The 12,151-nt window shown below is 67.7% G+C and carries 11 protein-coding genes; 4 read left to right on the top strand and 7 right to left on the bottom strand.

Annotation, left to right across the window (positions count from 1 at the left end):
• Positions 1-223 precede the first annotated feature (223 nt).
• Positions 224-1,150, top strand: coding sequence for a D-2-hydroxyacid dehydrogenase (locus U9983_RS10755; protein WP_322753869.1), 927 nt, complete (start codon positions 224-226; stop codon positions 1,148-1,150).
• 101 nt (positions 1,151-1,251) lie between these two features.
• Here the strand turns inward: U9983_RS10755 and U9983_RS10750 are convergent, their stop codons facing one another.
• The 6 genes from U9983_RS10750 to U9983_RS10725 all read right to left on the bottom strand — a co-directional run bounded on the left by U9983_RS10750 (position 1,252) and on the right by U9983_RS10725 (position 6,965).
• A complete protein-coding gene (locus tag U9983_RS10750; protein ID WP_322753868.1) occupies positions 1,252-1,785 on the bottom strand; it encodes a hypothetical protein in 534 nt (177 codons plus the stop codon).
• Positions 1,786-1,951: 166 nt separating this feature from the next.
• Positions 1,952-2,599, bottom strand: a complete 648-nt coding sequence (locus tag U9983_RS10745; RefSeq protein WP_322753867.1) for a zf-HC2 domain-containing protein — start codon at positions 2,597-2,599, stop codon at positions 1,952-1,954.
• Positions 2,596-3,138, bottom strand: coding sequence for a sigma-70 family RNA polymerase sigma factor (locus U9983_RS10740; RefSeq protein WP_322753866.1), 543 nt, complete (start codon positions 3,136-3,138; stop codon positions 2,596-2,598). Before U9983_RS10740 ends, U9983_RS10745 begins: the two co-directional genes overlap by 4 nt.
• 24 nt (positions 3,139-3,162) lie before the next feature.
• Positions 3,163-4,314: a S1C family serine protease gene (locus tag U9983_RS10735; protein ID WP_322753865.1), complete on the bottom strand. Its 1,152-nt coding sequence runs from the start codon at positions 4,312-4,314 to the stop codon at positions 3,163-3,165.
• Positions 4,315-4,595: 281 nt separating this feature from the next.
• The gene (locus U9983_RS10730; protein ID WP_322753864.1) at positions 4,596-5,264 is read right to left on the bottom strand and encodes a TetR/AcrR family transcriptional regulator C-terminal domain-containing protein; all 669 of its coding nucleotides are present in this window, start codon (positions 5,262-5,264) and stop codon (positions 4,596-4,598) included.
• A 987-nt stretch (positions 5,265-6,251) separates the two neighbouring features.
• Complete coding sequence (locus U9983_RS10725; protein ID WP_322753863.1) at positions 6,252-6,965, bottom strand: MBL fold metallo-hydrolase; 714 nt, start codon at positions 6,963-6,965, stop codon at positions 6,252-6,254.
• A gap of 337 nt (positions 6,966-7,302) precedes the next feature.
• Here U9983_RS10725 and U9983_RS10720 point away from each other — a divergent pair, with 337 nt between their 5' ends.
• The 3 genes from U9983_RS10720 to U9983_RS10710 all read left to right on the top strand — a co-directional run bounded on the left by U9983_RS10720 (position 7,303) and on the right by U9983_RS10710 (position 10,957).
• Positions 7,303-8,400, top strand: a complete 1,098-nt coding sequence (locus U9983_RS10720) for a hypothetical protein (RefSeq protein WP_322753862.1) — start codon at positions 7,303-7,305, stop codon at positions 8,398-8,400.
• Between the two features lie 234 nt (positions 8,401-8,634).
• A complete protein-coding gene (locus U9983_RS10715; protein ID WP_322753861.1) occupies positions 8,635-9,432 on the top strand; it encodes an alpha/beta hydrolase in 798 nt (265 codons plus the stop codon).
• A gap of 64 nt (positions 9,433-9,496) precedes the next feature.
• A complete protein-coding gene (locus U9983_RS10710) occupies positions 9,497-10,957 on the top strand; it encodes an NAD(P)/FAD-dependent oxidoreductase (protein ID WP_322753860.1) in 1,461 nt (486 codons plus the stop codon).
• Here the strand turns inward: U9983_RS10710 and U9983_RS10705 are convergent.
• Positions 10,932-11,927, bottom strand: a complete 996-nt coding sequence (locus U9983_RS10705) for a patatin-like phospholipase family protein (protein ID WP_322753859.1) — start codon at positions 11,925-11,927, stop codon at positions 10,932-10,934. The two genes, U9983_RS10710 and U9983_RS10705, sit on opposite strands and share 26 nt — an antisense overlap.
• Positions 11,928-12,151: the final 224 nt, after the last annotated feature.

The following is a 12,151-nucleotide window of genomic DNA, read 5'->3' as shown; positions in this document are numbered from 1 at the left end:
TTTTTTGTTTCGGACACCAAGTGTGCCGGACGCCAAGTGTGCCGGACACAAGGTACGGCGGACACAATGTGCGAACGGCCCGGATCGGCCGTGTCGGGTCGTAGCCGGCCTTCTGCGCGGACCGTCGACGGTGGGGCGCCGCTCGCCACTGTCGAGGTAGCGTTCGCAGGTGCCATCCGTCCATGTGGTGACCACCGCAGCCGGGGCCAGATCGATCGGCGACATGAAGAGGCGAGGCCGACTGCCGCTCGCGGTGTACCCGCACATGCCCGATCGGTTGGGCCTGACGGCCGACCAGGCGGCGGTGTTGTGGCGCAGCGGCGGACCCGGCGCGGAGAATGGTCGGTTCTGGCTGCGGGCGTGTTTGAATGCCTACCCCGGACTCGCCTGGATTCATTCCGACTCGATGGGGGTCGACGACCTGCCACTGGCGGAACTGGCGGCTCGTCAGATAGTACTGACGAATGCGGCGGGCGCACATGCCCGACCTATTGCCGAATGGGTCATGCTTGGTGTGCTCATGGCAAGTAAGAGGCTTGTCGACTTCCTCGGGCGCTGCGCCCACGGTATCTGGGATACCAGCATAGTTCCGCGGGATCTGGTGGGCCGGCGTGCGCTGCTACTGGGTCTGGGTTCGATCGGCACGGAGGTAGCGAGGCTACTGGAGCCCCTCGGGCTTGACGTCGTGGCCGTGACCCGCAGCCCACGAGCCAGGGCGGTGGCCGGGGTCACGGCCGTCGTGCACGACGGCTCGTGGCGGGAGATGCTCGCTGACACGGACTTTCTTGTGTGCACGCTCCCGCTCACCGACCGGACCACGGGCCTGCTCGGTCAATGGGAACTCGCGCAGCTGCCGTCCCATGCGTGGATCATCAGTATTTCCCGTGGTCCGGTCATCGACCAGGATGCGTTGATCGCCCTGTTGGACGCCGGCCGCATCGCCGGGGCCGTCCTCGACGGCTTCAGCCAGGAGCCGCTGCCTGCGACGGATCCGTTGTGGCAGCGGCCGAATGTGGTCGTCCTGCCGCACCACACCTGGTGCTCCCCGAGCAGTCGGTCCCGGCTCGAGGTGCTCTTCGCCCATCAGCTCCGTCGGTGGCTGGCCGGTGAGCGCCTGCTCAACGTGGTCGACTGTCGTCGCGGTTACTAGGACGGGGTGATGCACCGATAAGAGGGCTGTTCAACCGGCATTGATGGACGTTTCATCATGATGGTCGTCGGGGCACTGCCGCCTTGACCATGACCGTCTGCCTAATCGGTGTCAATCTTAGTTCCCGAGGCTGCCAGAACATACCATTTTGCGCCGAACCCGTTGATTCCCTGACCGTTGACGTCCCCGGGGCTGGTGTCACCGACGTAGTAGTAGAGCGGGTGGCCGCCGTAGGTGACCTCCCGCGTCCCGTCAGGTCGGGCCGTGGTACCGAGCAGAGCGACAGTGACGCCGGCGCCGGCTGTGGGCGCGCCCGCGGCGACGTATGGCGGCCAGGCCGCCGCGCAGGCTCCGCTGCACGACGATGTGGTGCCTTTATCTGCCTCGAAGAGGTACAGGGTCCGTCCGCCGGCGCCGACCAGGACATTACCGACCTTGGTCGGGCCGACGGCGACGGTCGCCGCCGTCGATACCGCCGTACCGCCGGTGGAAGGTACCGCCCCACCGCCTGTGGCAGGCGTCGTGTGGGCCGGGGTGCCGTAGCTGCTCCCGGCACCGTCGTCGCTGCTGCCTGCGCACGCGGCGAGGACGGTGGCCACCGCCATGGTGGACACGATCATGCCAATTTTCTTCATCACGACTCCCATTCGCTCTGACCGCCGGAGGACAGCCGTCGCTCGTCCCGGCGAGTGGTCACTGTTCATCACGTCCGGGCCCGCCCGGCGGTTCAACCCCCGCGCGGGTCGGCACAGCCGGCGACAGGTCGGCGGGCGGCAGGTGACAGGCGGGCCACCGGCGGAGTCAGAGCGGCGCGCTCACCAGGCGGCGGCCGTCGTCGGTCATCACCAGCACCTCACGGATCTGCTCGCGCGGCAGCCGTGTGCTGCCCTGGACCCGGGCATCCCCGGCGTAGGTCGCGACCCAGGTGGCGGCGACCTCACGTGTGCCGTCAGTGGCCACCACCACCAGTTGGCAGTGTTCCTCCGGCGGCACCCCGCTGACAGTGATCGTTAGACCGGTACCGAGGCCGACCTGTGCGAACGAGATCGTCGTATGCACCCGTGTCGTTGAATCCGTGGCGGACACGACCGTGCGTGCCGGGGGGTCGGACCCGGATATGCCCAGCCCCGCGGCAGTGCCGCTCACCGCGACCACCGCGGCTGCCGCAACGGCCAGGAGCCGACGACGGCGGTGACGGCGCTGCGCCGTCACCGCCCGGGCGGCCGTGACCATCCGCGGTAGCAGGTCCGGCGATGGTGCGGGCAGTCCTGATGCCGCCTCCTCGGGGCTCAGCCTCGACAGCAGCCCGGGCAGCTCCGCAAACTCGCTGAGCGTGTCCCGGCAGCGGGTGCAGCCGGCCAGATGCGCCTGAACCGCGGTTCGCTCGGCTGGCTCCAGTGCCCCGAGGACCAACGCACCGAGCGTCAGCTCAGCCTGCTCGCACCTCATCTGCTCACTCCCCGCTCCCGCAGGGCGAGCTTCAGCGCCCGGAGCCCGTAGAACGCCCGTGACTTCACCGTCCCGACCGGAACGCCCAGAGCTTCGGCGGCCTCGGCCACCGACCGGCCCCGGTAGAAGGTCTCGACAATCACCGCGCGGTGTGCCGGACTCAGCGTTGCCAGCGCGTCCGCGACCAGCCAACGCTCCATCGCACGCTCGATGTCGTCCGCCGCGGGGACCTCCGTGACATCGACATGCGACACTTCGTACGGTCGTGACCGCCGTGCCCGGTACTGGTCGCACGCGATGTTGTGGGCCACCGTGAGCAGCCAGGACCGGATCGAGCCGCGATCGGGGTCCGCCACCGCGTCCAGGCGTCGCCATGCCCGCAGGAACGTCTCCTGCACAATGTCCTCGGCCCGTCCTCGGTCCCCGTCCGTCAGCCGGTTCGCATAGGTGAACACAGCGCTACCGTGCTCCTCTTGGAGCGCGCGTAGGACCGTTTCCTCGTCTCGGCGAGCCGTCACCTTCGCATCACGGCTGAACATGTCCGATGGTTCAGACGGATGCTCTCATCCACGCGGCTGGCTGGACCCGGACTGCCGGCCGGGCCGGCGACGGCTGGGCCGTGCGGGCCGCTGGCCGACCTGCGGCAAAATCGCGCGCACCGGCGCGACCGGAGCATTCCGCCGGCCGTCGGCGCCGTCTTCGCCTTCGTTGTGGACGTCGCCAGTGCGCCTGGCAGCCGTTGTCATCACGACCCGCGCGGCGGACGAGCCGGGCCGGGCAGCGGTCGCAGTACCGGTTGCGGTACCGGCTGCGGCGCCACGGCCATCGTCACCGCCCGCAGTGCCCGCAGTGCCCGCAGGCTTTGTGGCCTCGAGCTGATGAGCGACAGCCATCGCATGGTTGATCGGGATGGAGTACCCGGCCCGCATCCCAGCCGGCAGATACTCGTTGAACATCGTGGCAGCGGTGTCCATACCGACCACCTGACCCGCCGCGCTGACCAGCGGACCACCGGAGAAGCCGGGTTTGATCGCGAGGTTGGTCCTGATGAGGCCGGTCAGCTGCTCGGCGTTGCCGCCACCGGGGTCGGTGGCGGTGATGCTCTGGTTGAGGGCGGTGACAGCGCCGGTGACGACGGTCGGTGCTCCACCCTCGGCATTGCCGACGGCTGCGACGGAAGCGCCTATCGAGATCTTCGCCGAGTCTCCGATCGGCACCGTGGTCAGCCCGGCAGCGCCGCGCAACTGGAGCACGGCGACATCATTGGTTGCGTCGGCGCCGACGACCGCGGCTGGATACGCGCGTCCGGTGCTGGCGACGGTGACGGTTATGCTTGCGGCGTCCTGGATGACGTGATTGTTGGTGAGCACCTCACCGGCGGAGTTCAGCACCATGCCGGTTCCCGCGGCGGACCCGCTCTGTGAGGCGAGCGTGGAGACAATGCGCACCACACCCGGCGTGACCCGGTCTGCGACACCGGATCGCTGCGAGGGAATGGGGCTGCCGGTCGCCGCGGTGACCAGGCCGGGAGCGGCGAAGGTACGGATGGCCGGACCCGGGACGATGGTGGCGTCGAGGAGACCACCCGCCATACCGGACGCAGGGGTCCCCGTACCGATCGCGACGGCGGAGCCGGTCATGCACGCCGTCACACACCCAAGGGCGGCTGCCCGCAGTCGCCACGCGGAGGTACCGGGACGCTCCTCACCCACCATGCGGACCTCCTCGTGAGTCAACCGCCAGGGCTGGCGCCGCCAGAGCCCCGCGGTTCGAGCCCCTGCCGCTTTGCCGCACCTGCCGACTGCCGACTGCCGACTGCCGGACCTCGACCACCGCGATCGAGGTCCGGCGACCTAACCCAATCGCGTGGCCGTCCCCGGGCGATCACTGAACGGTCAGATGGGGGGCACATCACGCCGAAACCACTGCCAGCCCACCCGCATCGCGCCGTTCGGTGATCGTTCGGCGATCGTTCGGTGATCGCGCTCCCTTTCTGCTACCGGCCCAGACGTTGGCGGAGCCCGGCCAGGAGTATCTCCATCCCGAACCGGTACTCCTCGTCATGATCACAGGTCGCAAGATCGGGAACGGCCGCGGCCAGCGCGGGGAAGCCGCCCGCCTGGAGCTCCTCGATCTGTCGGGCCCGCACCCCGGGCGACTGGGACCGCTCGACCAGTGAACTGCCGCCGCCGGCGAGTTCGCGCAGGAGCGCCCCGGTATGAAGAGCGACGATGGCGCGTATCGCGTGGACCGAGGTGGCCTTGTCGAAGCCGGCGTCAGCCAGCAGAGCCACCCCGGTATCGAACGCCCGGATGGCTACTTTCGAGCGCACCGGCCGGGTGGCCAGTAGAATGAAGGCGGCAGGATGAGCCAGCGCCACGCGGCGGAATTCATTGGCAATGGCGTGGACCCGGTCTTCCCACGGTCCGATCGTCGCCGGGGTTATATCGATTTCATCGAGTATGACCGTGGTCACCCCGTCGAGTACCGCGGCCTTGTTGGGAACGTGGTTGTACAGGGACATGGCCTCCACTCCGAGCACGCCGGCGAGACGGCGCATGCTGAGCGCGTCGACGCCGTCGCGATCGACGAGCCGGACAGCGGCATCGATGATCCGCTCACGACTGAGTGGCTGGCGGGTGCCGGCTCGGTTGCTCTTCGCCATGTTGGCTACTGTCCGTCCTCGGTTCACGGGACCTGTGGCTGCGCGAGACACGTGCCCGGCAGATCACCATCCGGTCATTCGGCGCGAACAAGGGGACCGGACGGGCCGGGTCGGAGCAGTTGAGAACTTACACGCGGCTGCTAATCCGGCGCCTGCGAACCCACCTCGCGATGACAGAGAGTCGCAATCTGGGTCGTCACGCCACGCAAGAGCGGGAGCGGCACAGATAGGGATGACGGTGCGGTGCTGCGGCTGCTACGGCGAATCCGCAGCCACGGGCGGGGAGGCGGGCCCGTCCGTGGCCACGGATCGCGGTCTTCGGGTCGCGGTCTTCGGGTCGGCAGCGGCGACGCCGAGGACCTCTCGCGGGTGGTGCGCTCACCGTCGACGGCGTTCGACGTTCCGAGCTTGAACTTCTCGTGCTAGCGGATGCGTTGGTAACGGGACGTCACCAACGCAACGACCAGTGCCCCTGGCAGCCCGTGCTTTCACTACCTGAAGTAGTTGCGGTGGAGTGATTCGTCGCCGTCTCAGCGGCCGGACACGGTGCCTGCCGGCAGAGCGCTCGTGGCCATGGCGGGTTTCTTTCTCTTCCTTGACTTACGGCGTAAGGGTGTCCTGGTACCGTCCCACGCCGACTGAACGTTGTCAACGCACGCAGCTTCTGGTGGGGCCGGCCGGTGGGCTATCCCGCGCATCTGCGGATCGGCAGGGGGATCCGGGTCACGGCGGCGGAGAATTCGTTGGGTAATCGGTTGAACCCAGGAGGGTATTACTGGTAATGCCGATGAATTGGCGGCGGGATCGACACGGAGCGCAACAGCGCCGGGGCCGCCGCGACATGACGCATGATCGGCAGGTTCTGTCGACGGGGGCGGTCGTCCGTAGTGTCCGGGCTTGCCGTCGGTCCCGTGGCTGCCCGGTCACCAGGCATCGAGCGCGTCCCGGTCGACAATGCGTCCCGGTCGACAATGCGTCCCGGTCGGATTACCGGCCGAACATCATCCGCCATTGTTCGATGGTACGAGGCCGGAAAACGGTGTTGTCGCGCCGAACCGTCGACATTGGCGCCGACGGCTGTGCTGAATAGAGATGCCCGGGAAAGACGACCGGGTCGTCCGGGAGCGCGGCCAGCGCTCGCAGACTTGTGTACATGGCGTCGGGGTCACCGCCCGGAAAGTCGGTACGTCCACAGCCTTCCAGAAAAAGCGTGTCGCCTGCGACCAGTCGCCCGCCGTTCACCAGGAAACACTGGCTTCCGGGCGTGTGCCCGGGGGTGTGCAGCAGCCGGATGGCCACCGCGCCGACATCGACCACGTCGTCGTGGTCATGACTGACCAGGTCGGTGGCGCCGACCCCGGTGGTACGCCGCACCCATTCGGCTTCGTCGCGGTGTACGTGCACGGGAACCTGAACGCGGCCGAGCAGATCGTGCAGCCCGGGGAGGGAGAAACCGAGCATCTCGCCACCGACATGATCGGGATGATGGTGTGTGACCAGCACGCCGGTGAGCCGCATGCCGTCACCGGCAAGGGCCGCGAGGATGTCGTCGATCGCATACGCCGGATCGACCACGACCGCGTCCCGGGTTTCCTGATCGCCGATCAGGTACGTGAAGTTGACCATCTGAGTCGCGATCGGGTCGCCGAGGGCGTAGTCGCGCCCGGACAGCAGCTGACGGAAGTACAGACGGTTGACCATGGGCCCCAGGTTACGGCGGGCGCACCGTCGACGCTGCCGGGCGCTGCGCCGCGCTCGGTGCGGAGGGTCAGAACATTCTCTCGATCAAAAACCCCACATCGTTGCTATCAGTCACGGCTTGGAGATGTCACCATCGGTCGATGTCAGCGTCGACTACGTTGACCGTGGGTAGCGTGCGATCAACCGGGTGTGTGGTGGGCGGCCTGGCGGTGTCGAGTCGGCACCGAGTATGACAACTGCAATCTTGCGGACGCGAGGCGTTCGTCCGGGCATCACGTGGACGTCGTTCTCCGCTGCTTTGTTCCCAGTATCCGTCTCATCGTCAGAAAGGTCACCCATGACCTCCCGTCGCAAGGTCGTCGGATTAACTGCTGTGATTCTCGCGTTCGGCTGTGTTGCCGCCGGCGTGACCGCCACCGCGGCCAGCGCCAATTCCAATGACACCGATCGACACGACTCCCAGCATTACCCGCGGAGTTACGAGATCGGGCTCTTCGGCGACATGCCGTACGGTCCCAAGGGCCGGGCGCAGTATCCCAACGTCATCGCCGACATGAACTCCCAGAACCTGGAGTTCTCCGTATTCGACGGCGACATCAAGAACGGCAGTGAGCCGTGCTATGCAGATGTTGACGGTTCCGCGCAGCAGGCTGGTCAGCCGGATGTCTACAAATACTCCCTGAATCTGTTCAGCCAGTTCCGGGATCCGGTCGTCTACGTTCCCGGCGACAACGAGTGGACGGACTGTGACCGGCCGTCCACCGTGGGGCCGACGTTCGATTCGGTCGACCGTCTGAACTACCTCCGCCAGGTTTTCTTTCCGGACAACCGGAGCCTGGGGAGTCGTACCATCCGGCTGACGAGGCAGAGCCCGCAGTACCCGGAGAACGTGCGTTGGACGCGTGGCCCGGTGACCTACGTCGGCATCAACGTCCCCGGCAGCAACAACAACTACATTCCCGACGGTGATGTCAAGGACGGCCCGCAGGCCGAGGCCAACGCGGAGTATGCCGCGCGTAACGCTGCCAACCTACAGTGGATCACCGATTCCTTTGCGGCGGCAAAGGCGAGCGGCTCGACAGCCATCATGATCACTTTGCAGGCCGACATGTTTGGTGACAGTCCCACTACCCCGGGTGGAACGACTACCGACCCGACCGATCATTTCGCCGACACCAAGGCCCTGCTCGCCCGCGCGGCCGTCGACTTCGGTAAGCCGGTTGTTCTGGTCAACGGTGACAGCCACTACTTCACGGTGGACAAGCCGCTCAGTGATGACGCGGGGAACGTGATCGAGAACTTCACCCGGGTGATGACGTTCGGTAGCTCGCTCAACCACTGGGTCAGCGCTACGGTCGACCCGACGGACCCGGCGGTCTTCAGCTTCCACCAGCACATCATCACCGCGAACCTCCCCGTCTATACGTTCAACTGAGAGCTCTGTTGGAGCTCGCATGTGATCGGCGGGTCACCTCCAGGCGGTTCCCGGTCGGGCTGCCGGCCGAACCGGTATCAACCCACTAGCATGACATGTCGGCACCGCGCCTGAGATAGGTGACCTGCGTAGGTGGATCGTATCCGCCCCCCTTGACAGTTCTGACTTCATCGGCTTTGACTATCCATTTGTGCGTCAGTGGACTGGCCGGGACTGTCGAGGGGGAGCAGGATCATGAAAACGCTGAGTGTGCCAGTAGTGTTCATCCATGGTCTGTGGCTGCACTCGACGAGCTGGCGGAACTGGACCGAGTTGTTCACAGAAGCCGGCTATGAGACGGCGACTCCCGAATGGCCAGGGGCCGGCGCCACGGTCGAAGAGGCCCGTGGGAACCCGGAAGCGCAGGCCGGCAAGGGACTGAGCGAGATCATCAGTCATCACGGCGAATTTCTGCAGACTTTCGCCGCCAAGCCGATCGTCATCGGCCACTCCTTCGGCGGTCTCATCGCGCAGAGCCTGCTCGGCCAGAATCTGGCCGCGGCCGCGATCGCGATCGATCCAGCGCAGATCCGAGGTGTTCTGCCGCTGCCCGTCGCCCAGCTCAAGTCCGCGTTCCCGGTCCTGCGGAATCCGTTGAATCTTACCAAGAGTTTCGTCCCAAACAAGCAGGAGTTCAGGTATGGATTCGGCAACGAGCTGAGCCGCGAGGAGTCCGACGAGCTGTATGACATGTGGACGATCCCGTCCCCGGCCCGCCCGTTGTTCGAAGCCGCGACCGCGAACGTCGCGCCGAATTCCCCGGCGAAGGTCGACGTGAAGAACTCGACCCGCGGTCCACTGCTCATCATCTCCGGCCGCCAGGATCACACGGCTCCCGATGCGGTCGCCCGCGCCACCGTCAAGTGCTACCGGCATTCGAGCGCGGTGACCGACCTCAAGCAGTTCGACCGTGGTCATTCCCTGACCGTCGACCATGGCTGGCGCGAGATTGCCCAGACCTCCCTGGACTGGCTTCGGTCCCAGGGCTTGTAGGCACCGCCAGCTGGACTGCTCGACGGCTCTCGATGGGGCCTGCGCCGGGCGATACCCTGCCGACGTGGCAGCGAGTGCGGACGGGTTCGACGCGGTCGTCGTCGGCTCCGGTCCCAACGGGCTCACGGGCGCGGTCACGCTCGCCGAAGCCGGCTGGCGGGTACTCGTCATCGAAGCCGCGCCGACCGCCGGCGGCGGGCTGCGCACCGAGGAGCTGACCGTGGCGGGGTTCCGACACGATGTGTGCGCCACTGTGCTGCCGCTGGCGCTGGCCTCGCCTGCGCTGGGTGCGCTGCCGCTGGCGGCGGAGGGCCTGCGTTGGGCACATCCGCCGGTGCCACTCGCGCACCCGTTTGAGGACGCGCCGGCGGCGCTGCTGCATCGCGATGTCGCGCAGACGGACGCCGATCTCGGGGTCGGGTCGGGGTGGAGCCGGCTGCTCGCCCCGCTCGCCGCCGACGCGGATCGTCTCGCCACCGGCCTGCTCGCCCCGCTCGATCTGCCCCCGGCGGCCCCGGTCACGCTGGCCCGATTCGGGGCCCGCGGGCTGTGGCCGGCGACGATGCTCGCCCGGCTGGCGCTGCGGGGCGATCGTGGCCGCGCGCTGCTCGCCGGCCTCGCCGCCCATTCCATGCTCGACCTGGGCCAACCCATCACCGGCGGGTACGGGCTTTTCCTCGCGGTGCTGGCGCATCGTGTCGGCTGGCCACTGGCCGTGGGCGGGTCGCAGTCGCTTGCGGACGCCCTGATCGCACGGTTGCGCCGGCTCGGTGGGGAGCTGGTCACCGACAGCCCGGTGCGATCCCTCGCCGAGCTGCCGCCGGCGGCGGTGGTGCTGCTCGACCTGACCCCACGCCAGGTGCTCACGGTCGCCGGCGCTGCGCTGCCGGCCGGCTACCGGAGCGCGCTGGCCCGCTACCGGTACGGGCCGGGTGTGTTCAAGGTCGACTGGGCGTTGGACGGTCCGGTGCCGTGGCGGGACCCGTCCGTGGCCGGCGCCGCGACCGTGCACCTCGGGGGCACCCTGGCCGAGGTCACCGCGGCTGAACGGGCGGTGGCCCGCGGCGGGCATCCGTCCCGCCCGTTCGTACTGTTCGTGCAGGCTTGTGTCGCGGATCCCTCCCGTGCCCCGGCCGGGCGGCACACCGCGTGGGCCTACTGCCATGTTCCGCTCGGTTCCACGGTCGACATGACCGAGGCGATCGAAGCGCAGGTGGAGCGGTTCGCGCCCGGGTTCCGGGACCGGGTGCTGGCCCGGCACACGATGTCACCGAAGGCGCTCGAGGCGCACAACGCCAACGAGATCGGTGGCGATATCGGCGGTGGCACCGCCGATCTGCGTCAGCTCATCGCCCGCCCGGTGCTCTCAGCCCGGCCGTGGGCCACACCACTGCCCGGGGTGTACCTGTGCTCGGCTGCGACACTGCCTGGTGGCGGTGTGCACGGGATGGGGGGTGCGCACGCCGCCCGTCTTGCTCTCCGTCATGCAGAAGGTGCGCTCAGTAGGATCCCTGGTGGTCGCTGAGCCCGAGCTCGCCGCTGCTGCTGCTGAGGAATTTTCGGGCCGCTGCCTGGCCGTTCGCGAACAGTCGATCGCGGGTTTCCCGGTCGAGTGCGAAGTCGACGGGGGAGACACCGGTGGTGTCGACGTAGATTGTCCGCCGGTTCACGCCCTCGCTGTCGAGGTGGTACCGGTTCCAGTCGCCGCGCAGCGTTGCCAGGCAGCGGAACGCAAGCCCGAGCGCGTTGCGAACCGGCTTGTCCCGGGTCACCGTCGGCTCACCGGACAGCTTGACTCCCCAGGTCGGCCAGCGCGGTTGCCTGCCGTCGGTACGGTCGAAAGCCGTGATCGGGAAATCCGCCAGCAGGCCGCCGTCGGCCCAGGTCGCAGTCCCGTTGCCGGTGTCGACCTGGACCGGCTTGAAGTAGAACGGGATCGACATCGACGCGCGGACGGCGTCGACGATCCGGGCCGCGCCGGCATCCCGGCCGTATCGGTCGTAGTCCCAGGGCAGCCGGACCAGCACCTGCCGGGACAGGTCGCTGACATGCACGACAAGGGAATACGACTGGTAGTCGGCAAGGGAGCCGTCGGGATCGTCGATGGCGAGGTGGCTGAAGGTGGTCACGCCCACCTTCTCCAACTCCGGGCCGAGCCAGTCGACCAGGTAGTCGCCTGTATGCATACCGTCGCGGACAAGGAGGTCCAGCCCCACACCGAGGCGACCGCCGATGCGCTGTGCGATGGAACGATCGGCGAAACGGCTGTAGTCGAGGGTGTTCATCACCTCGACGAGTTCGTGAAGATCCCTTCCGGCCTTCTGGTAGGCCGCGACGAGCGACGCCACAACGGCGCCGGCGCTCGTGCCGGCGATCCGCGGAAAGGAGTAACCCGCGTCGACAAGGGTGAGCACCGCGCCGACCAGGCCGATGCCCTTGACCCCGCCAGCGTCGAGCACCAGATCAGCCTTGCGTTCCTGTTCCGAGCCAGTCACGGCTGTCCCTCCCGAATTGCCCTGTACCTGTGGAAAGGGTAGGGCAGGCAGGCTGCCCGGGGGAGGCACGGTGCCCGTCGGTGCCGGTCGGCGCCGGTGAGGTGCGCTGCTCAGGGGAGGCCCAGCCGTTGACGCCACCCACCGGCACCGTAGAAGTCCGCAGGGCAACCGTGTCGTCCCTATTGTGACAGTACCTCCGCTGTTCCCTTCCGTATTGTTCGACC

The organism is Protofrankia sp. Cas3 (genome assembly GCF_963555955.1).
Lineage (GTDB): Bacteria > Actinomycetota > Actinomycetes > Frankiales > Frankiaceae > Protofrankia.
Note: the sequence above shows the minus strand (reverse complement) of the source record. Positions and strands in the feature narration are given on the sequence as shown.

Bases quoted from the DNA above. Each gene is read 5' to 3' on its own strand.
- U9983_RS10755 (WP_322753869.1), top strand. From the start codon at position 224: ATGAAGAGGCGAGGCCGACTGCCGCTCGCGGTGTACCCGCACATGCCC.
- U9983_RS10750 (WP_322753868.1), bottom strand. From the start codon at position 1,785: ATGAAGAAAATTGGCATGATCGTGTCCACCATGGCGGTGGCCACCGTC.
- U9983_RS10745 (WP_322753867.1), bottom strand. From the start codon at position 2,599: ATGAGGTGCGAGCAGGCTGAGCTGACGCTCGGTGCGTTGGTCCTCGGG.
- U9983_RS10740 (WP_322753866.1), bottom strand. From the start codon at position 3,138: ATGTTCAGCCGTGATGCGAAGGTGACGGCTCGCCGAGACGAGGAAACG.
- U9983_RS10735 (WP_322753865.1), bottom strand. From the start codon at position 4,314: ATGGTGGGTGAGGAGCGTCCCGGTACCTCCGCGTGGCGACTGCGGGCA.
- U9983_RS10730 (WP_322753864.1), bottom strand. From the start codon at position 5,264: ATGGCGAAGAGCAACCGAGCCGGCACCCGCCAGCCACTCAGTCGTGAG.
- U9983_RS10725 (WP_322753863.1), bottom strand. From the start codon at position 6,965: ATGGTCAACCGTCTGTACTTCCGTCAGCTGCTGTCCGGGCGCGACTAC.
- U9983_RS10720 (WP_322753862.1), top strand. From the start codon at position 7,303: ATGACCTCCCGTCGCAAGGTCGTCGGATTAACTGCTGTGATTCTCGCG.
- U9983_RS10715 (WP_322753861.1), top strand. From the start codon at position 8,635: ATGAAAACGCTGAGTGTGCCAGTAGTGTTCATCCATGGTCTGTGGCTG.